At 56.9% G+C, this 22,258-nt stretch carries 22 protein-coding genes, 1 other RNA gene and 1 pseudogene; 12 read left to right on the top strand and 12 right to left on the bottom strand.

The genetic code is table 11. The annotated features are described in order from the left end of the window. Positions 1–11 precede the first annotated feature (11 nt). Positions 12–992 carry a methyltransferase gene (locus ACFIO0_RS19690; RefSeq protein ID WP_390912097.1) on the bottom strand — a complete coding sequence of 327 codons (981 nt, stop codon included), beginning with the start codon at positions 990–992 and terminating at the stop codon, positions 12–14. A 4-nt stretch (positions 993–996) separates the two neighbouring features. Beyond that, positions 997–1,338: an ATP-dependent Clp protease adapter ClpS gene (clpS, locus tag ACFIO0_RS19685; protein WP_390912096.1), complete on the bottom strand. Its 342-nt coding sequence runs from the start codon at positions 1,336–1,338 to the stop codon at positions 997–999. Between the two features lie 102 nt (positions 1,339–1,440). Between clpS and ACFIO0_RS19680 the strand changes: the two genes are divergently transcribed. The 3 genes from ACFIO0_RS19680 (at position 1,441) to ACFIO0_RS19670 (ending at position 4,126) form a co-directional block, all read left to right on the top strand. Continuing rightward, positions 1,441–2,148 (top strand): HAD family hydrolase, encoded by a 708-nt coding sequence (locus tag ACFIO0_RS19680; RefSeq protein WP_390912095.1) that lies wholly within the window; start codon positions 1,441–1,443, stop codon positions 2,146–2,148. A gap of 3 nt (positions 2,149–2,151) precedes the next feature. Beyond that, positions 2,152–2,478, top strand: coding sequence for a hypothetical protein (locus tag ACFIO0_RS19675; protein ID WP_390912094.1), 327 nt, complete (start codon positions 2,152–2,154; stop codon positions 2,476–2,478). A gap of 283 nt (positions 2,479–2,761) precedes the next feature. Continuing rightward, complete coding sequence (locus ACFIO0_RS19670) at positions 2,762–4,126, top strand: serine hydrolase (protein ID WP_390915373.1); 1,365 nt, start codon at positions 2,762–2,764, stop codon at positions 4,124–4,126. Between the two features lie 3 nt (positions 4,127–4,129). Here ACFIO0_RS19670 and ACFIO0_RS19665 read toward each other — a convergent pair whose 3' ends face one another. Beyond that, positions 4,130–5,014 (bottom strand): LysR substrate-binding domain-containing protein, encoded by an 885-nt coding sequence (locus ACFIO0_RS19665; RefSeq protein WP_390912093.1) that lies wholly within the window; start codon positions 5,012–5,014, stop codon positions 4,130–4,132. A 101-nt stretch (positions 5,015–5,115) separates the two neighbouring features. Here ACFIO0_RS19665 and ACFIO0_RS19660 point away from each other — a divergent pair, with 101 nt between their 5' ends. Continuing rightward, the gene (locus ACFIO0_RS19660; RefSeq protein WP_390912092.1) at positions 5,116–5,274 is read left to right on the top strand and encodes a hypothetical protein; all 159 of its coding nucleotides are present in this window, start codon (positions 5,116–5,118) and stop codon (positions 5,272–5,274) included. Between the two features lie 8 nt (positions 5,275–5,282). Further along, complete coding sequence (locus tag ACFIO0_RS19655) at positions 5,283–5,825, top strand: isochorismatase family protein (RefSeq protein ID WP_390912091.1); 543 nt, start codon at positions 5,283–5,285, stop codon at positions 5,823–5,825. On the opposite strand, the gene ACFIO0_RS19650 is transcribed toward ACFIO0_RS19655, so the two are convergent. The 6 genes from ACFIO0_RS19650 to ACFIO0_RS19625 all read right to left on the bottom strand — a co-directional run bounded on the left by ACFIO0_RS19650 (position 5,826) and on the right by ACFIO0_RS19625 (position 13,390). After that, positions 5,826–6,842, bottom strand: coding sequence for an ABC transporter transmembrane domain-containing protein (locus tag ACFIO0_RS19650; RefSeq protein ID WP_390912090.1), 1,017 nt, complete (start codon positions 6,840–6,842; stop codon positions 5,826–5,828). Between the two features lie 78 nt (positions 6,843–6,920). Beyond that, positions 6,921–8,501, bottom strand: coding sequence for a dipeptide ABC transporter ATP-binding protein (locus ACFIO0_RS19645; RefSeq protein WP_390912089.1), 1,581 nt, complete (start codon positions 8,499–8,501; stop codon positions 6,921–6,923). Continuing rightward, a complete protein-coding gene (locus tag ACFIO0_RS19640; RefSeq protein WP_390912088.1) occupies positions 8,498–9,604 on the bottom strand; it encodes an ABC transporter permease subunit in 1,107 nt (368 codons plus the stop codon). Before ACFIO0_RS19640 ends, ACFIO0_RS19645 begins: the two co-directional genes overlap by 4 nt. Next, positions 9,604–10,695 (bottom strand): microcin C ABC transporter permease YejB, encoded by a 1,092-nt coding sequence (locus ACFIO0_RS19635; protein WP_390912087.1) that lies wholly within the window; start codon positions 10,693–10,695, stop codon positions 9,604–9,606. The genes ACFIO0_RS19640 and ACFIO0_RS19635 overlap by 1 nt, the downstream gene beginning before the upstream one ends. Before the next feature lie 7 nt (positions 10,696–10,702). Next, positions 10,703–12,673 (bottom strand): ABC transporter substrate-binding protein, encoded by a 1,971-nt coding sequence (locus ACFIO0_RS19630; RefSeq protein ID WP_390912086.1) that lies wholly within the window; start codon positions 12,671–12,673, stop codon positions 10,703–10,705. 213 nt (positions 12,674–12,886) lie between these two features. After that, positions 12,887–13,390 (bottom strand): c-type cytochrome, encoded by a 504-nt coding sequence (locus tag ACFIO0_RS19625; RefSeq protein ID WP_390912085.1) that lies wholly within the window; start codon positions 13,388–13,390, stop codon positions 12,887–12,889. A 143-nt stretch (positions 13,391–13,533) separates the two neighbouring features. Between ACFIO0_RS19625 and ACFIO0_RS19620 the strand changes: the two genes are divergently transcribed. Beyond that, positions 13,534–14,364, top strand: a complete 831-nt coding sequence (locus ACFIO0_RS19620) for a prephenate dehydratase (protein WP_390912084.1) — start codon at positions 13,534–13,536, stop codon at positions 14,362–14,364. Here ACFIO0_RS19620 and ACFIO0_RS19615 read toward each other — a convergent pair. Continuing rightward, entirely contained in the window at positions 14,361–14,819 is a 459-nt protein-coding gene (locus tag ACFIO0_RS19615; RefSeq protein WP_390912083.1) for an SRPBCC family protein, read from the bottom strand. The two genes, ACFIO0_RS19620 and ACFIO0_RS19615, sit on opposite strands and share 4 nt — an antisense overlap. 39 nt (positions 14,820–14,858) lie before the next feature. Next, positions 14,859–15,827, bottom strand: coding sequence for an NAD(+) diphosphatase (nudC, locus tag ACFIO0_RS19610; protein WP_390912082.1), 969 nt, complete (start codon positions 15,825–15,827; stop codon positions 14,859–14,861). Between the two features lie 113 nt (positions 15,828–15,940). Between nudC and ACFIO0_RS19605 the strand changes: the two genes are divergently transcribed. Together ACFIO0_RS19605 and ffs are read left to right on the top strand one after the other, a co-directional pair. Beyond that, positions 15,941–17,821, top strand: coding sequence for a 5'-nucleotidase C-terminal domain-containing protein (locus ACFIO0_RS19605; RefSeq protein WP_390912081.1), 1,881 nt, complete (start codon positions 15,941–15,943; stop codon positions 17,819–17,821). A 54-nt stretch (positions 17,822–17,875) separates the two neighbouring features. Beyond that, positions 17,876–17,973, top strand: an RNA gene (ffs, locus tag ACFIO0_RS19600) — signal recognition particle sRNA small type. Positions 17,974–18,061: 88 nt separating this feature from the next. Here the strand turns inward: ffs and ACFIO0_RS19595 are convergent. After that, positions 18,062–18,904, bottom strand: coding sequence for a neutral zinc metallopeptidase (locus ACFIO0_RS19595; RefSeq protein ID WP_390912080.1), 843 nt, complete (start codon positions 18,902–18,904; stop codon positions 18,062–18,064). A gap of 106 nt (positions 18,905–19,010) precedes the next feature. On the opposite strand from ACFIO0_RS19595, the gene ACFIO0_RS19590 reads away from it, so the two are divergent. The 4 genes and pseudogenes from ACFIO0_RS19590 to recR all read left to right on the top strand — a co-directional run bounded on the left by ACFIO0_RS19590 (position 19,011) and on the right by recR (position 22,257). Next, on the top strand, positions 19,011–19,367 hold the full coding sequence (locus ACFIO0_RS19590; protein WP_390912079.1) for a DUF202 domain-containing protein: 357 nt from the start codon (positions 19,011–19,013) through the stop codon (positions 19,365–19,367). 41 nt (positions 19,368–19,408) lie between these two features. Further along, positions 19,409–21,217: pseudogene (locus tag ACFIO0_RS19585) on the top strand (DNA polymerase III subunit gamma/tau); the annotation flags it as partial. Between the two features lie 82 nt (positions 21,218–21,299). Continuing rightward, positions 21,300–21,644, top strand: a complete 345-nt coding sequence (locus ACFIO0_RS19580; RefSeq protein ID WP_390912078.1) for a YbaB/EbfC family nucleoid-associated protein — start codon at positions 21,300–21,302, stop codon at positions 21,642–21,644. Between the two features lie 19 nt (positions 21,645–21,663). Beyond that, on the top strand, positions 21,664–22,257 hold the full coding sequence (gene recR / locus ACFIO0_RS19575) for a recombination mediator RecR (protein WP_390912077.1): 594 nt from the start codon (positions 21,664–21,666) through the stop codon (positions 22,255–22,257). Position 22,258: the final 1 nt, after the last annotated feature.

Genomic DNA, 22,258 nt, shown 5'->3' with positions numbered 1-22,258 from the left:
GCAAGACTTCCTTAGCTGCGTTTGCGCAAAGGGCGCGCCGCGTTGAACAGTTTGAACCGGTTATCACCACCCAAATCAACAACTTTAGCAAAATTTGCCGCGAGGGCATCTTCGTACGGCAAATGGCGGTTGGCCACCATCCACAGCTGGCCAGAGGGCGTAAGAATGCGCGCAGCGGCCGATACAAACGCCTGGCCTAACGACGGCTCAGCGGCGCGACCTGTGTGGAACGGCGGATTCATCACCACGGTGTCGATGCGATCTTTGGGTTTCCACGTCGTCGCGTCCGCCCAATGGTATTTCACCCGTTCGTCCGTGACGTTGCGCTTGGCACATTCCAACGCCATGTGCCCGGCCTCGACCATGTGGACCACGTTCACGTCCCGCGTCAGGATGTGCGCAGACAGAAACCCCCAGCCGGCGCCAAGGTCGGCAACGTTCTTGCCAAATTTCGCCGGCATCGCGTCAACCAACAGGGCTGAGGCAGGGTCAATCCCGTCCGCAGAAAACACCCCCGGCGCTGTCCAAAACCCACCATCGGTCAATGCAGGGCCTTGGGCCCAATCGGCCAAACCATCGTGCGACTTGATCCAGAACAGCTTGCCGTGGGCCTTGGAAATTGCGCCAGACACATCGGCGCGCTTTTTCAAATCCTTGAACAAGCTGTCGACGCCATCGGTTTTTTGACCATCAACGATGATCGGACCGTCAGTGCAGGCAGCCGCCATCGCGATGATCGTGCGGGCTTCGGCCTTAGCGCGCGGCAGGCAGACCACGGCCATCGAATAGCGGCCATCAGGCGTCACATTGGCGTTAAAACCACGCGCGACAAACGCGTCGTAAACGGGGCGAAACGGCTGGATCACGTCGCAGTCATTGATCGGCAAGGCACTAAGATCAGCATCAGCGACAGGATGGAAAACGGCAATGCGCCCCTCAGGCACGGCTAAACCGCCCTGTTCAAGAGCCAGAGGCAAACGTGCGCCAATCATAAAATTATTCTTCTTTTTCCATGGTGCATTGCAAAGGATGCTGATGACGGCGCGCAAAATCCATGACTTGCGCGACTTTTGTCTCGGCGATCTCGTGGCTGAACACGCCAACAACGGCCAGCCCTTTTTGGTGCACGGTCAGCATAATCTCGAACGCTTGCGCGTGATTGAGCCCGAAAAAGCGCTCCAAAACCAGCACAACAAATTCCATCGGCGTGAAATCATCGTTCAGTAACATGACCTTATACAGCGGCGGGCGCTTGGTCTTTGGCTTGGTTTCGGTGATGACAGACGTGTCGCTGTCGTCCTCGAATTTATCAGCCATCATGTGTGGTTCATTGTGCATCAACGTTTGGGTCCTCGAATTCATCTGTTCGAATCCATGTGTTCGCTCTTGAATAGGTCTATATAACGTCGTTGTGGCTTTAGAAAAGAGGCAGCGCACCAGATGAGTAACACCCTTACCACGATTGCCTTTGATGCCGACGACACGCTTTGGCACAACGAACGGTTTTTTTACCTGACCCAAGACCGCTTTGTGACACTGCTGGCCGACTACATGGATGGCCCTGATCTAAAGGCATTGTTGGTCGCAGCAGAGCGTCGCAACATTTTGCATTACGGGTTTGGCGTCAAAGGCTTTGTGCTGTCGATGATCGAAACCGCGCTCGAGGTCACCAATCACAAAGTACCGGGAAAAGTGATCGCGCAGCTGATCGACGCCGGCAAAGAGATGCTGGCCTATCCGATAGAATTACTGCCCTTTGCGGCCGAAGCCGTGGACGCCGCGAAAAGCCATGGCAAAGTTCTGATCATCACCAAAGGTGATCTGCTGGACCAAGAACGCAAAGTCGCGCAATCCGGTTTGGGGGATGTGTTTGACGGCGTCGAAATCGTCTCGGACAAGGTGCCAGACGTCTATGCCCGCATCTTTTCGCAACACGGCACCGGGTCTGCACAAGGCATGATGATCGGCAATTCGATGAAATCCGATGTTGTACCGATGATTGACGCAGGCGGGTGGGGCGTGTTTGTGCCGCATGGTATCGCTTGGGAAATCGAGCGCGCCGACCCACCTGTCCACAGCCCACGTTATCACACGATCCCAGATCTTGGCGCGTTAGCTGCGTTGCTGGGCGATCTTACCAAAGGATAAACCATGCCACAGGCCGACCTGAACTATTCCAGCGATCTGACCCTTAATGCGCCAGCCATTCTGGCCGCGATCGAAAGCACAATCGCCGCCTTTGATGGCGCTGCAGGGGCATGCAAAGGACGGGCGCACAAGGTTGCAGAATTTCACCACACGCATGTTTTGATCAAAGTCTCTGTGCTGGAAAAACCACACCGCGACACCGCATTTATGAACGCTTTGGCCCAGAAACTAGAGACCGCGATCAAGGCACATTTGCACGCGCCCTGTGCCTTTTCATTGGCCCTGTCATTTTTGCCGAACGCCTACATTACAAATCTACACAGGCCATAAGGCACTCCCCAAGGCCTGCTGCCACATTCTTGACACATTGGCAGGTCTATTGCGCAAACTTCCCACCACCCCAACATGTAGATTTATTGCAGCGCAGAAAACTGCCTATCGCTTTGATTCTAAGGGTTTATCGAAAATTGAACTTATGTTAGTCTAGCCACATAAAAATAAGGGTAAGCCGCAAAAAGCAGGCAGCCCAGAGGCAGAAAAAGGCAGATTCATTGTGAAGGTTCGGCGCATACAGCCGGCCCGTTTTGGGCTATTGTTCATCGCAGCTGTTTGGATGCTGGTGGTTTTACCGCTTAGTGTCGCAGCCGCCCCCTATGCTGCATTCGTCATGGATGCGCGCACTGGCGAAGTGCTGCATGCACGCAACGCAGACACGCGATTGCATCCTGCATCGCTCACCAAAATGATGACGCTGTACATCGCATTCGAAGCGATCGAGCGGGGCGAAATCTCGCTTGATACCAAGGTCAAAATCTCGAAAAATGCCGCCGCAGAACCGCCCTCAAAGCTGGGTCTGAAAGCCGGTCAGAGAATTTCGATGCGCTATTTGATCCGCGCCGCTGCGGTGAAATCCGCGAACGATGCAGCGACGGCCATCGGCGAAGCGATCAGTGGCTCAGAGGCGAAATTCGCCCGCCGCATGACCCGCACAGCCCAAGCATTGGGCATGACCCGCACCACGTTCAAAAACGCGCATGGCCTGACCGAAACCGGCCACATGTCCACGGCGCGCGATATGTCGACCCTGGGGCGGCACGTCTTGTACGACTATCCGCAGTATTATAACCTGTTCTCGCGCACGACCACCGACGCGGGCATCCGCGAAGTGGCCAACACCAACCGCCGTTTGCTGGCGTCGTACAAGGGCGCTGACGGGATCAAAACCGGCTACACACGGGCGGCTGGGTCCAACCTTGTCGCCTCGGCAGAGCGCGGAAACGAGCGGATCATCGCAACCGTTTTTGGTGGCAAATCGTCAGCCGCGCGCAACGCCAAAGTTGCCGAACTGCTGGACCTCGGGTTTCGCCGCGCGCCATCACGTGCGCCAGTTCGCAAACCTGACGCCCCGAATTACGCCAGTGTTGACCAGGCCAAGCCAAAAGGTGCGGGCAAAACGATCCGCCTGAACGTGGCGGTCAAAACCAGCCTTCGACCGCAGCTGCGCCCAGGGGCCGAGGCCCCCGTCTTGGTGGCCGCACTTGAAACCACAACCACGGTTCTGCCCGCTGACATCAACTCGGCCATCGCCGAGGCGCAACAATCCACGCCCGAAATTACAGAGCAACCCGATCAAAGCATCGCCGTTGTTTCGACCCGTCCCAACGCACGCCCCGAGAACCTCGTCTTGGCCCGCGTGGCCCCGGAACCCGAAGTCGTCACGCGTTTGTCGACCTCGGGCGGGCGTCACTGGGGTGTGAACGTTGGTCGTTACCCCAGCCGCTACAAAGCCGAACGCGTTTTACTGAAAACGGCCCTGTCCGAGATGTCGACGCTGGATGGATCACTGCGCAAAGTGGTGCAACGACCCCGTGGATTTGACGCGAATTTCATGGGCATGACCCGCGAAACCGCCGACCTTGCCTGTCGTCGATTGCAAGCGCGCAACGTGACCTGCTTTATGGTCGGGCCTGCGTCTTAGACGCTAAGCACCTTCTTCTGCCAAAATACGTTTCAGCCAGCGCACGAACGCTTTGAGCGGCGGTCGCTGCACGCCTGGCCGCGTAACAATGTGATAGCCCGCGCCCTCGCGTTCTTCCTCGGCCAGCAGGACCAATCGACCCGATTGCAAATCGGCTTCGACAAATGCGCGCACCGTTACCGCGATCCCCTGCCCGTCGCGGGCCCCGTCCAGCATCAGATTGCCCGGCACTTGGATGAACCCGGCTGTTGTGGCCTCAGAAACGCCGTGTTCGCGCAGCCAATCGCTGCCCTCGGAACGTCCGAATTCTTCGAGCCACGGCAGGTGGCGCAAATCATCGGCACTGTCGATCTGTTTGCCGCCAATTAGTTCGGGCGCGCCGACAACAACCATGGGCGATTCCAACCACAGTTCATTGTCCAGCCCCGCCCACGGCCCCGTCCCGTACCTGATCGCAATGTCGACGCCGCCCGGTTCCAGCGTCACCGTGTCAGGCGTCGGGTTCAGCAGAATATTAACGTCCGGCGCAATGGCGCGAAATCTGGGCAGGCACGGCATTAACCACGACGCCGCAAACGTGGGTGTTGCAGTAATATGCAGCGGGCGCGTGTCGTTGGCACCGGTGATTGTGCGGCTTGCCTCGATCATTTGCGCGAAACCTTGCAAGGCAGCGTGGGCCAGCGCGTCACCCTCGGCCGTCAGGTGCATCGTGCGCCCCGCACGGTCTAACAACGACACCCCCAAGTGCGCCTCAAGACTGCGCAATTGCTGACTGATCGCCGCATGGCTGACACCCAAAGCAACGCCTGCCTGGGCCACGCCGCCTGTATCAGCGAACGCGGCAAACGCCCGCAAACCGGCAAGCGGCGGAAGATCACGCCAATCCATATGTTAGCCTAACTTACATGAAGGAATTTCAATTGAATCGCATTCTGTTCCCGAAAATTCAATAAAGCAATGGAAGATCCACACAACATCAGGAGATTGAAATGTTCAACATTTATGCCAAATCTTTCATGACCGCGACACGTTCAAACTGCGTCGCCGTGCGTGATGTGAAACCAAGCATCCAATCGCGGGTGCGCTGGTTGCCCTCGGGCCACTGGTTCCTTGCCCCCAAACGTTGCATCGATCCGAACAAGTTGTGAGCATCCATATGACCGATAAAACAGCGTTGGTTCTGGTGGATATCCAGAACGATTATTTCGAAGGAGGGCTTTGGCCATTGCACAATATGGACACTGCCGCGGCCAATGCCGCCCGTCTTTTGGTCAAGGCCCGCGTGGCTGGTCGCATTGTCATTCACGTGCGCCACGAAGGCGGTGAAACCGCGCCGTTCTTTCGCCCAAACTCGGTTGGCGCGCAGATACACGACGCGGTTGCGCCCTTGCCGGAGGAAGTTGTTGTCCTCAAACATCGCCCCAATAGTTTCCATGAAACGGACCTGTTGGAACACCTGCAAGCCGCAAAAATCACTGAGGTTCAGATCGCCGGAGCCATGGCGCAGATGTGCATCGATGCCACGGCCCGCGCTGCCAAGGATTTCGGGTTTGAGGTGAGCGTTGTGGCAGATGCCTGTGCCGCAAAAGCAGTGGACTGGAACGGCGTTTCGGTCCCTGCCCCGGCGGTTATGGCATCGTTCATGGCTGCGCTGTCAGGCACCTACGCGCGTGTCATCAAAACGGACGAGGCAGCCTAGCTAAATCGTCTCGCCACCCATCATGTTGGGCATCGGCACCGGATCATCCGCATCCATGTGGGACGGGAACGAGGCCAGCAAAATACCATACCGCATCCGCGCATCAGTGATCGACGAATAGCTGCCGATCAGATCGCGGATGGGGCCGCCCAAGCGTTCCAACCCCGACACAAAGGCCAGAATCACACCAACCTCGATCTGGTCATTGATCGCCAGATACCCGCCATAGGCAATCACGCCAAAGGGGCCCATTGCGATCAGTAAATTGTTCAGCGTCTTCATCACATTTTTAGTCATCAAAAACTTGGTTCTGATCTTCAAAATCGCGTCTGTCAGCTCGGTGAACAGCGCGGGCGGCTCTTGTTGCAGCAGTTCTTCTTCGGCCTGATCCACGATGAAATTGCCAAGGCGGCGGACCTTTAGCGCCTTGCGTTTCGCCAACCGGTTCATCCGCGCCTGAAAGATCGGCACGATGACAAATTGCGGTGAATACAACGCCAATGCGATCGCAGCCACCAGCGGTTCGATGTAAAACATGTACCCAAGGATCGAAACGAGCGTACCAATTTGCAGCAACGGACCAGAGATCGCAGAGCCAGCAAAACCACCCAGCTTTTCGACTTCGCTGGAGAGCATGGACACGACAGCGCCTTCGTCAACGACGTCCTCGCCAGCCGCACTCGCCTTGATCCGAGAGGGTGGAATAATTGTGTAGATACAATAAAAAACTGAACGGCGCAGCGTGTGCACAATCTTGGCCGAGATCAATTCGCGCTGAATGCGCATCAACAGCTTCAGCCCGGACGCCAGCAAAAGCGTTGCGATGTAAAGCGAGCCCAGCCAAATCAGCAGATCGACGTCTTTGCCCGCGACCGCGTCATCCAGCATCCGTCGCTGTAATTCCAGCGGGATGGGGGCCAGCGGCAACAACCCAAGCGTCATGACGATCACCACCATCTGGCGGGCCTTGGAGTAGCGAAAGATATAGCGGTAAACGGACTGGGGCATCGAACGCATGGGCAGTATTCCTTTGGCCTTAATAGACCAAAGGTGCCAGAGCGCGCGCCGGGATGCAAAGCGCGTTTGCGTGACGGTCTAGTGGGTCGCTTGCAACAATTCGCGCGTGTAATCTGTCTGCGGGTTCTCAAACAGATCCTGCGCGGTGCCCTGCTCGATCACGTCACCTTGTTTCATCACAATCACCTTGTGCGACATGGCGCGGATGACTTTCAGATCGTGGCTGATGAACAAATAGGCCAGCCCGTATTTGACCTGCAATTCGCGCAACAGATCGACGATCTGCACCTGCACAGTCATGTCCAGCGCCGAGGTCGGTTCATCCAACACCAGCAGCTTGGGGCGCAAAACCATGGCCCGCGCGATTGCAATCCGCTGGCGTTGACCACCTGAAAATTCGTGCGGATAGCGGTCCATCGTGGCTGGATCTAAACCGGTTTCGATCATCACTTCGCGCACCAGATCGCGGTGATCGCGATCTGGGTCGATGTTGTGCACAGTCAGCCCTTCGGCGATGATCTGCATGCAGGTCATGCGTGGGCTTAGCGACCCAAACGGATCCTGAAACACGATCTGCATATCTTTGCGCAAACGCCGCAATTCGCGGGTCTTCCAGCTGCGGATATCCTGACCGTCATATGTGATGCCGCCCTCGGAGGCGATCAGGCGCATGATCGCCAGCGCCATCGTCGTTTTGCCCGATCCACTTTCGCCGACGATGCCCAACGTTTCGCCCGCGCGCACGTTGAATGTCGATGCGTTAACGGCCTTTACGTGGCCAACGGTGCGGCGCATGACGCCTGCGGCGATCGGGAACCAGACCTTGAGGTTGTCCGTTTCAACCATCACCTTAGCACCCTCAGGCACCGGGGCAGGCGTGCCCGTCGGTTCAGCCCCCAGCAGTTTTTGCGTGTAGGGATGTTGCGGATTGGCGAACAACTCAGCCGTTGGGCCGCTTTCAACAACTTCACCTTGCTGCATCACAAACACGCGGTCCGCGATGCGGCGCACGATGCCAAGATCGTGCGTGATGAACAAAAGGCCCATGCCTTCCGCGTCCTTGAGGTCTTTGAGCAGGTCCAAAATTTGCGCCTGAATGGTCACATCCAGCGCCGTCGTCGGTTCATCCGCGATCAGAACATCCGGTTTGTTCGCCAGCGCCATCGCAATCATCACGCGCTGGCGTTGCCCACCGGACAGCTGATGCGGATAGCTGGACAGGCGGGTTTCAGCATCCCTGATTCCGACTTTTTCAAGCAGTTCCAGCACGCGAACACGGGCATCTGGCCCGATCACCCCTTGGTGCAACGCGAGGCTTTCGCTGAGTTGTTTATCAATCGTGTGCAGCGGGTTCAGCGACGACATCGGTTCTTGAAAGATAAAGCTAATGTCGTTGCCGCGCACTTTGCGCAGCGTGCGGTCACTTGCGCCAATCATTTCCTGACCGTCGTAGGTGACCGACCCGGTGACCTCGGCGCTGTCACCCAACAGCGACACGGTGGACAAGGCAGAGACCGATTTGCCGGACCCAGATTCGCCGACCAACGCCACGACTTCCCCCCTGTTCACGCTAAAGCTGACACCGCGCACGGCGTGGGTCACGGCCCCGTCTTGGCGAAAGCGGACGTTAAGGTCTTTGACGTCTAAAATCGCGCTCATTGGAATGTCTTTCGCGGATCAAAGGCATCGCGGATGCCCTCAAAGATGAACACCAGCAGCGACAACATTATCGCGAACGTAAAGAAGGCGGTAAACGCCAGCCAAGGCGCTTGCAGGTTCTGTTTCGCTTGCAACGTCAGTTCGCCCAAAGATGGTGCTGACGACGGCAAACCAAAGCCCAAGTAATCGAGCACAGCCAGCGATGAAATCGTCGCCGTGATGATGAACGGCAGCATCGTCAGCGTGGCAACCATCGCGTTGGGCAGCATGTGGCGGAACATGATCGTGACGTTGGACACGCCCAGCGCACGGGCCGCACGCACGTATTCCAGATTGCGCGCGCGCAAGAATTCGGCGCGCACAACACCCACAAGGCCGGTCCACGCAAACAAGATCGACAGCCCCACAAGCAGCCAGAAACTGCGCCCCAAAATCGCGAACATGATAATGATGACGAACAGAGCCGGGATCGCTTGCCAGATTTCGATGATCCGTTGGAAAATCAAGTCGGTCAGCCCGCCAAAGAACCCTTGGATCGCGCCAGCGACAATGCCAATCAGCGTCGCGGTGCCCGTCACCAGAATCGTGAAAAAGATAGACAGGCGGAACCCGTGGATCACCCGCGCCAGCACGTCGCGTTTGGTGCCATCGGTGCCTAGCAGGTTCTGCCCGTTCGGCGGCAACGGTGCCGCACCGGGGCGTTCGACGGCTGTGTTGTACGAATAGGGGATCGGCGGCCAGATGGTCCAGCCTTTGGTGATCGGTTCGCCCTCAACCACACCGTCACCGGAATCTTCGATGATCCCTTCGGGGTCGTCAAAACAGATGTCCAAACCGCCAGACACGATCAAGCATTCCACCTCTGGATCGCGGTAAACCGCCTCGGTTTGGAAATCGCCGCCAAACGCCGTTTCCGGGTAAAACTGCAAAATCGGGTAGTAATTCGCACCTTGGTAACGCACCAAAATCGGCTTGTCGTTGGCGATCACATCCGCGCAAAGACTAAGGCCGAACAGGATTGCAAACAGCCACAGCGACCAATACGCGCGCTTGTTGCGCCGGAAATTGTTCCAGCGACGTTTGTTGAGAGGGGACAAAGCCATCAGCCTTCCCTCCGTTCGAAATCAATGCGGGGGTCGACCAGCACGTACATCAGGTCTGAAATGATGCTGACCAAAAGGCCGATCAAACTAAAGATGAACAACGACCCAAAGACGATTGGATAATCGCGCGCCACTGTCGCCTCGAACATCAGACGGCCCAAACCGTCCAGCGAGAATATCGTTTCGATGATGACTGAACCTGCGATGAAAACCGAGATGAAAACGCCAGGGAACGAGGCAATCACGATCAGCATCGCGTTGCGGAACACGTGGCCATACAGCACTTGGCGTTCACTTAGCCCCTTGGCGCGGGCGGTGACCACATACAGCTTTTTGATCTCGTCCAGAAAGCTGTTCTTGGTCAGTAGCGTCAGCGTCGCAAAGCTGCCGATAGTGGTGGCGAGAACGGGCAAGGCAATGTGCCAAAAGTAATCCCGCATCTTGCCCAGCATGCTGAGTTGCTCAAAATTGTCAGACGTCAAACCCCGCAGTGGGAACCACTGGAAATAGCTGCCGCCGGCAAACAAAACCAACAACATGATCGCGAACAAAAAGCTGGGGATCGCGTAGGCGGCGATGATGAAACCACTGGTCCACGTGTCAAACCGCGACCCGTCATGCACAGCCTTGCGAATGCCTAGCGGGATCGAAATCAGATAGGCGATCAACGTCGACCAAAGGCCTAACGTGATGGAAACAGGCAGCTTTTCCTTGATCAGCTCGACCACATTTGCGGATCGGAAATAGCTTTCGCCAAAATCAAAGCGCGCGTAATTCCACAGCATATTCAGGAACCGCGTGACGGGTGGTTTGTCGAACCCGAACTGCGCCTCAAGCTCAGCGATAAATTCAGGTGGCAAGCCACGCGCGCCGATATAGGTACTGTCGGACGCGGTGTTCAGGTCATCAATGGCACTATCATTCCCGCCACCTGCGAACCCGGCCATCACGTCACCACCACCTTGGGCGCGCGCAATTGCCTGTTCAACAGGACCGCCGGGCACAAACTGGATCAACGCGAAGTTCACCAGCAAGATACCGATCAATGTCGGGATAACCAGCAACAGTCGGCGGAAAATATACGCACCCATGACGCGACTACCTTAGAACGCCAGACGCACGCAGCGCATCCGCCTTGTCTTGGTCGTACCACCAGAAATCCAGATACCCCAGAAAGTACGGTGGCGTGGTTTCCGGATGCGCGTACATGTCGTAATACGCGACCCAATAATTGTCGTTGTACCACAACGGAACCATAATCAATTCGCGGCGTAGCGCACGATCAAGCGCTTGGATCGATGCGATTTCTTCTTCTTTGGTTTGCGCCAGTAGTGATTTTTCAATGATTGCATCAACAAACGGGCTTGCGAGCCCCGAAGGGTTAAACAGCGAAAATTCAGCCGCTTCTGAGCCGAATTGTTGCTCAAGCCCCGTGTCCGGTTCGATGATCGGATAGTAGCCGCCGAAAATAATATCGTAATCACGGTCACGTCGGCGCGCTGTATATTGCGCCCCGTCAACGACTTCCAATGTGATGTCGATGCCCAGTTTACGCACGTTGGATACATAGTTCTCGATGATCGCACGTCCCGTCGACGAGCTGTTGGCACTCAGCAAGAATGTCACCTTCATCGGCGCACCGTCTAGGGTCATGCGCAAACCGTTATCACCGACTTTGAAACCAGCATCGTCCAAAAGCCCCATGGCTTTGCGGCTGTTTTTACGGTCAAATAACCGGCCAGGGGTCGAGGTATGCGCCATACGCACGTCATCTGTCAGCACATCCTGAGGCACGACATCGCCAAGCGATTTCAGAAACTCCAGCTCTGCACCAACCGGCTTGCCAGTTGCCATCACCGGGGAATCTTGGGTGAACGAAACGCGCTGTTTGAACAGGCCGTGCTGCAAGCTTTGGTTTGTCCACTCAAAATTATACGCCAGCGCAAGCGCTTGGCGCACGCGGATATCGGTCAGGTTCGGTGCCCCGACGTTGAACACAAACCCGATCGGGGTCGCCGGCGCGCCATCGGGTATTTCTTCGCGAACGACGTTGCCATTCTTGACGTTAGGAAAATTATAGCCAGTGGCCCAGCGCTTGCTGTTGCCTTCGGGCTTGAATGTGTAATCGCCGGCTTTGAACGCTTCAAAGGCAGCGGTTTCATCACCAAAGTATTCAACCCTGATTTTGTCAAAGTTGTTACGGCCCGCGTTGAAAGGTAGGTCTGCGCCCCAATAGTTCAGGTCGCGTTTGTAAACCACCTGACGGTTAATACTGACGCTATCAAGCACGTATGGCCCCGATCCGGGCGAGACGTCCAGCCTGCTTTCGTTCAACTTTGCCCCGGTTTCGGTGTACCATTTTTCGGACCAGACCGGTACGGCACCAACCTGATCAATCAATGTGCGCCGCGATATACCTTCGGTGAAATAAAACTTGATCGTGTGATCATCCAGCACTTCGACTTTGGGAATACGTTTGCGCACCGCGTCTGCATAGCTTTTCAACCCCTGATCCAGCAGCAAGTTATGGCTAAACGCGACATCATGCGCAGTCAGTGGCGTGCCATCCGAAAACTTTGCTTCGGGCCGCATGTAAAATATCACCCAGTCTTTGGTTTCGGGATACTCAAGACGCTCTGCGAGCAGGCCGTAGTATTCGCCCAATGCATCAGCAGGTGCGGATGCCAGATCAATGTTGGTTTCCGAAGGTGCCGCCCCAAGAAGGCTCTCGTACATCATAGAGCTTAGACCCGGTGCGCGCCCTTTGCGGCTGTACCCGTTCATCGAATCAAATGTGCCGACGGCCCCAATCGAAATTTCGCCACCCTTGGGTGCATCCGGGTTCACATAGTTGAAATGCGGATAGTCAGCCGGATAGCTCAGATCGCCGTAAAACGAATAGCCATGTGACGAGATTATCTTGTCCTCAGCGCGCGCCGTGCTGGCGATCAACGCAAACACCATCAGTGCTGTCGCCACCCCAGTCCACAAACGCCAAGGCGTCTCAATAGGTTTGGCTTTCGCGATCGTGTTGGCCTGTTTTGGCGCCTGCATTGGGGTCCGCTGCATTTGGCTGATCCTCTTTGTTATGTGCTGGTGTTCTACCAGATATATCCCGTCCACGCTAACGGGCTAGTATTGTGACATTCAAGTTGCGAATACGTGAACAAAAGGTAAATGCACCGTACTCGGCAAATTCTCGAGGATAAGTCGGCGGATTTCACACAAAAAAGCCGCACGCATTGCTGCACACGGCCTTTTCTTTACTTTCATTCGGGACGATCAGTCGTCCAAGCTGTCCAAATACATGATCAGGTCAGCACGTTCTTGCGGCTTTTTGATACCTTTAAAGGACATCTTGTTGCCTGGTGCGTAGCCTTTTGGATCGGCAAGGAACCCCGCAAGGGCATCCACTGTCCAGTCACCCTCAAGTCCACCCAAAGCGCCGGAATAGCCAAAACCATCCGCCGAGGCGATGTCACGACCGACGACACCATACAAAGAGGGGCCAGTTGCATTCGCGCCGTCTTCGATTTTGTGGCAAGAGCTGCATTTCTTGAAAACCTTTGCGCCGCTCGCCATTTCGGCCGTTTCCATCAACGCAACCATGTCGATAACTTCGACCTCTTCGACTTCTTCTTCGACGCCGGTATCGATGACGTAGGCCGCTTCGCCATGGCTATCCATGTGATAGACTTCTTCGGCGGCCCATTTACCAAGCAGCAGAACCAACCAAGCGCCAAATACGCCGCCAGCAATTTTAGTGAGTGTCATAGTGTCGAACATAAGGATGCGTCCATATCTCAGAGTGAGCGAATAGGTTTGGCGCGTATCTATTGGTTCCCTTTGGCTCTGTCTAGGTGTAGTTACCGCGACCAATCGCCCTGCCTGCGTTCAAGGCGCGGCAAAGACCACCAAGGAACACCGCTATGACCCAGCGCATCGCATTTCAGGGGGCCTTAGGTGCCTACAGCCACGAGGCCGTTTTGAACGCTCGCCCAGACGCAACGCCTGTGCCCTGCAACGGGTTTGAGGACGTGTTGGCCGCGGTCAAAACCGGTGCCGCGGACCTTGCAATGCTGCCTGTCGAAAATTCGACTTACGGGCGCGTGGCCGATATTCATCGCCTGCTTCCCGAAAGCGGTTTGCACATCATCGACGAAGATTTCGTGCGCGTTCGCATCGCCCTGATGGCCAATAAGGGCCAAAAACTTGAGGATATCACCCATGTGCGCGCCCACATGGTGCTAATCCCGCAAGCGCGCGCCTTTCTGGATGCGCATGGAATTTCCGCTGAAACTGCTGCTGACAGTGCCGGGGCTGCGGCCGAAATCGCGATCAAAGCTGAACACGGCGTGGGCGCGCTTGCCTCGGCTGTGGCCGCCGACATTTATGACATGGATGTGCTGGCCCGCGACATCGAGGATCTCGGGCACAACACCACCCGTTTCTTGTTGATGTCCCCCACGCCCGACCGCAGCCGCCGGGCCGATAAAATGCTAACGACTTTTGTGTTCCAAGTGCGCAACATCCCCGCGGCATTGTACAAAGCGATGGGTGGATTCGCGACCAACGGCGTCAACATGATCAAACTGGAAAGCTACATGGTCGAGGGCAAATTCACTGCGACGCAATTTTACGCGGACATCGAAGGCCACCCCGACGATGAAGACGTGGCACGCGCATTGGACGAATTGGGCTACTTCACCGACCGTTTGGAAATTCTGGGCGTCTACCCGTCCTCAAACAAACGCGACTAGGTGCTGGATTTGTAACGATCCTCAAGGTCCTTGGCATGCAAGGCCGCGCGCAGCTTGAACCGTTTGGTCAGCGACGTCTTGGCCAGCTTCATGGATTGCACAAGCAATCGCGCAGACAAATTGGTTGGTTTGATTTCAAATTCTGCCGTCAAACGGGTGCGATTGCGCGACAATGCCAGCAGTTCAACGTGACCTAGACCGTCTAATCCTGTCGAGGTCAAAAAGATGTTCAGCTCGTTTGTTGCGTCAAACGGCACCATCTTAACGTCAACTTCGCGCCGCTTGCCACGCATGTCGAATGCGGCCTTCCACGCCATGCCGTTGTCCATGTAATCCATGCGCTGCACTTCGGCACCACGGCGCATCGCCGCCCGCTCGTAGCCGTCAAAATTGCAAATGGTTTTGAACACCCAAGCAACCGGCGCTTCTATATCTTCGATTGTGGTAAATTTCATTCCGCCCGCCCGCTTTTTTTGTTTTTTCGCATGTTCATCTTAATCAAGCGTGTCCGCAAGCCAATTTTCCAGCAAAAAATGCGCGATCGCCCCTTTTCGAGCTGGCAAAATGAGCGGGTGTTGCCCAGCAAACACTTGCATCATCTCGTCTCGACTGACCCACATTGCGGCTTCGATTTCGACGGGATCGATGGTGATTTCCTCGCTGACCGCCACGCCAGAGCAGCCAAACATCAAGGATGCGGGGAACGGCCAAGGCTGGCTCGCCAGATATCCGACCTCGCCCACGCGCACGCCAGATTCCTCGAAAACTTCGCGACGCACGGCGGCTTCCAGCGTTTCTCCGGGTTCCACAAACCCTGCAAGCAGTGAAAACATGCCCTGTGGCCAGCCCGGTGATCGCCCCATCAAAACCTTGTCGCCATGCGTGATCAGCATAATCACAACCGGATCGGTGCGTGGGAAATGGCTGGCGTTGCAGCTGGGGCAATTGCGTTGCCATCCGCCATGCGACACCTGTGACGCCGCCCCGCATTTGGCGCAAAATCCGTGGATGTCATGCCAGCTGAAAATCGCACGGCCCGTTGCGGCCAATTCAGCGTCACGCGGATTTAACCATGTCATCACCCGGCGCAATTCAGCAAAAACATGATCTTCGGGCAGGCTCGGGTGATGCTGCTCGCTTGGGTCCAGAAATCCCCCCAAAGAGGCCGCATCCAGTTCATCAGGTTCCCACGCCGACAGATCGAATGCGAACCGCGCCGCACCGTCTTCGCGCCCCAACAGGATCGGGTCAGGGGCGGCGTGTTCTAAAATCGGATGATCCATCGGCAACCGGATCAATGCCGCAGGGCGCGCACGGTGGATCAACGGCTTGCCGCGCCAAAACAGGATCGCACGCGCATCAGAACTGCGCAGCATAAACCGGATGACATCAGGAGAATTTCGAACCTCGCCTGCGCGGTCTAATGCGGACCCACCAAAGGTGACCATTTCTGCGGTTTTCATGTACCCTGCCCTCGTTTTTGGTTCTGCTCTAGCAGTGGCATGCAGCATCTGCGCGCGCAATGCCACAGTTGTTCAGTTGACAAGCAGGTCAGGGGCGCACAACGTGACAGTGTATGTCGCACAAGTCATACACGCTTAAGGGGGCGCAATCCGTCATACATTCATACCAAACAACGCTGCGAATTCTTGCTACCAGCGACCTGCACATGCATCTGCGTGGGTTCAATTACACGGCAAATACGCCAAATCGGCATGCAGGATTGGCGCGCATTTCCACTGTGATTGCAAACGCACGGGCTGATCTGCACACTGGCTTAAGCCTGTTGTTTGACAACGGAGACGCCCTGCAGGGCACTGCATTGGCTGATACTTTGCGCGATCAGCCCTTTGATCACCCCATGGCCAACGCATTTAACGCGCTGGAATATGATGCCATCGGTTTGGGCAATCACGACTTTGATTTCGGGCTGGATTTCTTTAGCCGTGTCGCGGCGCAATACGCAGCCCCGGTGGTCTGTAGCAATTTGCACAACACGACCCATCTACGCGACACCGGTTTGGACATGATTTTGCCATGGGCCATGCTGCACCGTGAAATTCCGTGCATCGATGCCCGCCTGCGACCCCTGAGCATTGGCGTGCTCTCGGTTTTGCCGACAAAAACCCTGCAATGGAACCACGGAAAGTTCCCGCAAACGACCGAAATCACCCCGATGATTGAGGCTGCAAAAACCGGCAGTGCGCATCTGAAATCACTGGGTGCAGATATTGTTGTTTTGCTGGCCCACAGCGGCATTGGCGTGATGCAAGGCGGCGATGATACAGAAAACTCAGCGCTTCAAATGGGCGCGATCGAAGATATTGATGCCATCATCGCGGGTCATTCGCATGGTGTGTTTCCCGACCCAAATCCCGAGGCACCGGCGCAAGACGGGGTTGACCACGCCGCGGGTACGTTACTAGGCACGCCTGCCGTGATGCCGGGGGCTGCCGGGTCGCATTTGGCCCAGATTGATCTGCACCTCGACTACACCCCCCAAGGCTGGCGCATTGCTGAACAAACCAGTGAGGCCATTCCCGCGCTGAATGTGCCTGAAAACGTCACCGTCCGAAAACTGAGCCGAACCGTCCACGGCAAAACGCTGGCGCGGATGGCAACCAGCGTCGGCATGATCAATGCTCCGGTTCACAGTTGTTTTTCCCTGCTAAAAACCAGCCCCGAAATGGAGCTGTTGGCAGACGCGATGACGCAGTCCATCGAGCGGGCGGCCAAAGGCACCGAATACCAAAACTTGCCGATTGTTTGCGCTGTGGCGGCAGGCACCAGTGGCGGGCGGGCGGGCCCGTCGAACTATTTGGCCATTCCCGCAGGCCCGATCCAGTACCGTCACATTTTGCAGCTTTGCCCGTTCGAGGACCAGGTCTGGGCCGTCGATATGAGCGGCGCTGACATTTGCGACTGGCTCGAACGCTCGGCCGCCATTTTCACGACGCTTGATCCAAATAACCCGGATCAGGACATTATCCGCAGCGGCGCGCCACGGTTTAACTTTGACGCGATTTTGGGCCTGTCCTACACAATCGACCCGACCCAGCCGGCCAAGTATCAGCTAAACGGCGATGTCATTAATGCGGCGGCGGCTCGCGTCAAAAATGTGGCCTACAAAGGTGCCCCGATCGACAAAGACGCACGGTTTTTGGTCGCAAGCACCAGTTACCGAATTGCAGGCGGCGGACGATTCCCCAATCTGACGGTCGACCAATCGACGCTGCGCAGTGGCTCGACGGTTCAGGACGCCCTGCTGGATTTTGTAAAAAGTCCGAGCACGCCTAAACCAAACGGACACTGGCAGATAAAAACCACGCACCCCACCAGCGCTGTGTTCGAAACCACGCCAGATGCCGTTGCCTATTTGCCCGAGATCCAAGAATTTTCGCCCGAGAACTTAGGGATCACGGATCGCGGATTTCTGCGTCTGCGCCTACATTTTTAACGGTGTTTTATGCAGGGTCTTGCATGGGGTGATGCGCGCCGCTATATCACCTCTCGAGAGGTTGGCGCGGGCGAGCGCCTCGCCAACCCGGTCAGATCCGGAAGGAAGCAGCCGTAACGAGACCCGCTTGGGTCGCTGTCAATCTCTCACCTTAGCTTCTCTCGCCCCGCGATTGAAGCGTAACGCGGCAGCGGTGTCTGCAAGACACAGCGAGATCGCAGCCCCCCAAGCCGAAAACCATCACAATCTTGCCGCTGCAAACGTATCGCAGCGTCCGACATTGCCGGTCTCGTATCCCGTATCAAACCACCGCGCCCGTTGCGCTGACGTTCCGTGCGTGAACGTGTGCGGGTTCGGCACGCGCCCGGCTTGGCGTTGCAAATGATCGTCCCCAATCATGCGCGCAGCGTTCAGGGCTTCTTCTAGATCGCCCCGTTCCAGCAAACCTTGCACATTGCGCGCCCAAACGCCTGACAGGCAATCGGCCATCAACTCCAGGCGGACGGTCAGGGCGTTGGCTTCGTTCTGACTGGACGCACGACGCGCCTGATCAACTTTGGGCAAAATGCCCAGCTCGTTTTGAACGTGATGCGCAACCTCGTGGGCGATCACATAGGCAGCGGCGAAATCGCCACTGGCCCCCAACTGACGCGACATCGTGGTAAAGAACGAGGTGTCCAAATACGCTTTTTTGTCCGCCGGACAGTAGAACGGACCGGTCGCACCAGAGGCGCCGCCGCACGGGCTTTGCGTGACGCCGGAATACAACACCAGAACCGGTGGATTGTATTGGCGGTCCAATTGTTCGTTGAAAATCTTGGTCCAAACTTGCTCGGTCGTTGCCAAAACCGAAGACGTAAACTGCGCGGCCTGCTCATCCTGTGCGCTGACTTGACCCGATTGGGTTTGCGGCGCATCCGCCCCTTCCAACAAAGACGTGACGTCAACGCCGGTGAACAGCCCAATCGCCAGCACGACGATCAACCCGACACCGCCAATACCACCCGCTGCGCGCCCACGTCCGCCACCTGACCGGCGACGGTCTTCGATATTTCTGCTGCCTTTGACACCACGCAACCGCATAACACACTCCTGATCCGTTGGTTTTGCCAATTCTATAGCCGCGCATGCAGGCCAAGACAAACAACGCGGCCTGTCAATCTGCGACCGCAAGCACTAGGTTGGCACCATGTCTGATCAAGAATCCCGCACCCGCACCAAATGGGCCGAAGACCGCACGGTTCTCGCCAATGAACGCACATTTTCATCGTGGATGGGCACCGGATTGGGGGCTGTAGCGATTGCAATCGGGCTCAAGGCCGTTTTTGGGGCAACTGACCCCACGTGGGTTGCCAAATTGGTCGCCTCCTTGTTCCTGCTGGTCGCAATCGTAATCTATTGGATGGCCCGCAATCAGGCCTGCAAAACGCTGGAACGGATCAGCGAAAACGACGCCGAGGCGCTGCCCTCAAAAAGTTATACAAAACTAGCGGCGATCATGACACTCGCGACCGTCGCCACGGGTGGCGTACTTTGGTCTTTGTGATCAACTGATCTGCCAAGAGCGGTAGACGCCAGCGCGATCGACCTCTACTTTCTGACTCTGACGAATCTTGTGAAAGTTCATTAATGTCTGACGCCGCCCCCCCCGCCTATCAGGTTCTGGCCCGCAAATACCGGCCCGAAACCTTTGTCGATCTGGTGGGCCAGGACGCAATGGTGCGCACGCTGAAAAACGCGTTCGAGGCAGACCGCATTGCCCAAGCGTTCATGATGACGGGTATTCGCGGCACCGGCAAAACCACGACGGCGCGGATCATCGCCAAAGGCATGAACTGTATCGGGGCGGATGGCACAGGCGGGCCAACGACGGAACCCTGTGGCGCGTGCGAACACTGCACCGCGATCATGGAAGGGCGCCACGTCGACGTGATGGAAATGGACGCCGCATCGAACACAGGCGTCGCCAACATCCGCGAAATCATCGATTCCGTCCACTACCGCGCGGCCTCGGCCCGCTACAAAGTCTACATCATCGATGAAGTTCACATGCTGTCGACAGGCGCATTCAACGCGTTGCTCAAGACGCTTGAGGAACCACCCGCCCACGTGAAATTCATCTTTGCGACCACAGAAATTCGCAAGGTGCCGGTCACGGTTCTGTCGCGCTGCCAACGCTTTGATTTGCGCCGGATCGAACCCGAAGTGATGATCGCGCTAATGCGCAAAATCGCGACAGCCGAAGGGGCAGAGATCGCCGAAGACGCAATGGCCTTGATCGCGCGGGCGGCCGAAGGGTCCGCGCGCGATGCAACGTCGCTGCTGGACCAAGCGATCAGCCACGGGGCAGGCGAAACATCCGCCGACCAAGTGCGCGCGATGTTGGGGCTGGCGGATCGTGGTCGCGTGATGGACCTGATCGATATGGTGCTGCGCGGCGATGCGGCGGGCGCGTTGACCGAACTGAGTTCACAATACGCGGACGGGGCGGACCCGATGGCGGTGATGCGCGATCTGGCCGAAATCACCCACTGGGTGTCGGTTGTGAAAATCACGCCCGAAGCGGCCGAAGATCCAACCGTGTCGCACGACGAACGCGCCCGCGGGCTGGCGATGGCCGAGGCGTTGCCGATGCGCGTGCTGACGCGGCTATGGCAAATGCTGCTCAAAAGCCTCGACGAAGTGGCCGCCGCGCCCAACGCGATGATGGCGGCGGAAATGGCGATCATTCGACTGACGCACGTGGCAGATTTGCCGAGCCCAGAAGAACTGGTGCGCAAACTGAACGGGATTTCACCACCACCTGCGCCCGCCCCAACGGGGGGCGGACATGGGTCTGCAACCGGTGGCGCGCCTGCGGCGAGCGGGGGGGCGGCCCCGGCTTATGCCTCGGCCTCGGTTCCCTCTGGCGGCGGTGGCGGGGCAACGATGGCTTTGGCTACGAATGCGGATCAAGCCTTAGCGCGCTACCCGACGTTTGAGCACGTCATCGAACTGGTGCGCACCAACCGTGACGTCAAGCTGTTGGTGGAAATCGAAACAACGCTGCAACTGGCGGCCTACCAACCGGGCCGCATCGAATTTGTGCCTACGGATCGCGCACCGCGTGACATGGCGCAACGACTGGGCGCGAAACTGCAACAATGGACGGGCAACCGCTGGGCGGTGACCATCGTCAACGAAGGCGGCGGCAAAACCATTGCAGAAGTGCGCGATGCTGCTGATTTGGAACTGCAATCCAAGGCAGAAAATCACCCGATGGTGCAAGCTGTTTTAGCGCAATTCCCCAAGGCCAAAATCACCGCAATCAGGACCCCCGAACAAATCGCCGCAGAGGCCGTCGCAGACGCGCTGCCTGAGGTCGAGGATGAATGGGACCCGTTCGAGGACGACTGAGACCGCGCCATTCAGGAACCCTTCTTGTGACAAGCGAGGGATCAAAGTATCACTCAGAACAACACAAACGAGGAGAAAACGAATGCTCAAAGGACTTGGCGGGCTTGGCGATATGGCCGGCATGATGAAAAAAGCCAAAGAGATGCAAACCAAGATGGCGGAAATGCAGGACGATCTGCAACACGTCACTGTGGTTGGTGAATCTGGCGCAGGTTTGGTCAAAGCGACCGCGACGGCCAAAGGCGATCTGACGCAATTGGATATCGATCCGTCGATCTTTAACGGCGACGACAAAGAAGTTGTCGAGGATCTGATTTTGGCCGCGATCAAAGACGCGCAAGCCAAAGCTGCCGAAGCCGCGCATGAAAAAATGGGCGCGCTGACCGAAGGTTTGGGCCTGCCTGCCGGAATGAAGCTGCCGTTCTAGGCCGCAATCGGATTTCAACGTGAGCAGCACCCAAGACATCGACGCCCTGATCGAAATGATGGCGAAATTGCCGGGCCTTGGGCCCCGCTCCGCCCGTCGTGCCGTGCTGCATCTGATCCGCAAACGCGCGCTGCTGCTGACGCCACTGGCAGACGTGATGCAAACGGTGGCGGCAACTGCGCGTGAATGTCTGAACTGCGGCAATGTTGGCACCACCGACATTTGCGATTTGTGCACCTCTGAGAAACGTGCGAACGGCGAACTTTGCGTGGTCGAAGACGTGGCGGATTTGTGGGCGATGGAACGGTCCGGCGTGTTCAAAGGTCGCTATCACGTGCTGGGCGGCACGCTGTCTGCCTTGGACGCCATCGGGCCGCATGAACTGCGTATCCCCCGCTTGATCGACCGGGTCGAAACCGAAGGCATCACCGAAGTGATCCTGGCCCTGAACGCCACCGTCGACGGACAAACCACAGCGCACTACATCGCGGACCAACTGGAAACACGGGTGACGCTGACGTCGCTGGCCCAAGGCGTGCCGATTGGCGGTGAACTCGATTACCTCGATGATGGCACAATCACCGCCGCCATGCGCGCGCGCAAGTCCCTGTAAA

This window comes from Pseudosulfitobacter sp. SM2401, assembly GCF_042932805.1.
Classification (GTDB): domain Bacteria; phylum Pseudomonadota; class Alphaproteobacteria; order Rhodobacterales; family Rhodobacteraceae; genus Ascidiaceihabitans.
This window is presented reverse-complemented; position numbering and strand designations above follow the sequence as displayed.

Bases quoted from the DNA above. Each gene is read 5' to 3' on its own strand.
- ACFIO0_RS19680 (WP_390912095.1), top strand. From the start codon at position 1,441: ATGAGTAACACCCTTACCACGATTGCCTTTGATGCCGACGACACGCTT.
- ACFIO0_RS19655 (WP_390912091.1), top strand. From the start codon at position 5,283: ATGACCGATAAAACAGCGTTGGTTCTGGTGGATATCCAGAACGATTAT.
- ACFIO0_RS19595 (WP_390912080.1), bottom strand. From the start codon at position 18,904: ATGCGGTTGCGTGGTGTCAAAGGCAGCAGAAATATCGAAGACCGTCGC.
- ACFIO0_RS19645 (WP_390912089.1), bottom strand. From the start codon at position 8,501: ATGAGCGCGATTTTAGACGTCAAAGACCTTAACGTCCGCTTTCGCCAA.
- ACFIO0_RS19605 (WP_390912081.1), top strand. From the start codon at position 15,941: ATGTCGCACAAGTCATACACGCTTAAGGGGGCGCAATCCGTCATACAT.
- ACFIO0_RS19640 (WP_390912088.1), bottom strand. From the start codon at position 9,604: ATGGCTTTGTCCCCTCTCAACAAACGTCGCTGGAACAATTTCCGGCGC.
- clpS (WP_390912096.1), bottom strand. From the start codon at position 1,338: ATGCACAATGAACCACACATGATGGCTGATAAATTCGAGGACGACAGC.
- ACFIO0_RS19635 (WP_390912087.1), bottom strand. From the start codon at position 10,695: ATGGGTGCGTATATTTTCCGCCGACTGTTGCTGGTTATCCCGACATTG.
- ACFIO0_RS19615 (WP_390912083.1), bottom strand. From the start codon at position 14,819: ATGAAATTTACCACAATCGAAGATATAGAAGCGCCGGTTGCTTGGGTG.
- ACFIO0_RS19620 (WP_390912084.1), top strand. From the start codon at position 13,534: ATGACCCAGCGCATCGCATTTCAGGGGGCCTTAGGTGCCTACAGCCAC.
- ACFIO0_RS19630 (WP_390912086.1), bottom strand. From the start codon at position 12,673: ATGCAGCGGACCCCAATGCAGGCGCCAAAACAGGCCAACACGATCGCG.
- ACFIO0_RS19660 (WP_390912092.1), top strand. From the start codon at position 5,116: ATGTTCAACATTTATGCCAAATCTTTCATGACCGCGACACGTTCAAAC.
- ACFIO0_RS19580 (WP_390912078.1), top strand. From the start codon at position 21,300: ATGCTCAAAGGACTTGGCGGGCTTGGCGATATGGCCGGCATGATGAAA.
- nudC (WP_390912082.1), bottom strand. From the start codon at position 15,827: ATGAAAACCGCAGAAATGGTCACCTTTGGTGGGTCCGCATTAGACCGC.
- ACFIO0_RS19625 (WP_390912085.1), bottom strand. From the start codon at position 13,390: ATGTTCGACACTATGACACTCACTAAAATTGCTGGCGGCGTATTTGGC.
- ACFIO0_RS19675 (WP_390912094.1), top strand. From the start codon at position 2,152: ATGCCACAGGCCGACCTGAACTATTCCAGCGATCTGACCCTTAATGCG.
- ACFIO0_RS19650 (WP_390912090.1), bottom strand. From the start codon at position 6,842: ATGCGTTCGATGCCCCAGTCCGTTTACCGCTATATCTTTCGCTACTCC.
- ACFIO0_RS19590 (WP_390912079.1), top strand. From the start codon at position 19,011: ATGTCTGATCAAGAATCCCGCACCCGCACCAAATGGGCCGAAGACCGC.
- ACFIO0_RS19690 (WP_390912097.1), bottom strand. From the start codon at position 992: ATGATTGGCGCACGTTTGCCTCTGGCTCTTGAACAGGGCGGTTTAGCC.
- ACFIO0_RS19665 (WP_390912093.1), bottom strand. From the start codon at position 5,014: ATGGATTGGCGTGATCTTCCGCCGCTTGCCGGTTTGCGGGCGTTTGCC.
- ACFIO0_RS19670 (WP_390915373.1), top strand. From the start codon at position 2,762: ATGCTGGTGGTTTTACCGCTTAGTGTCGCAGCCGCCCCCTATGCTGCA.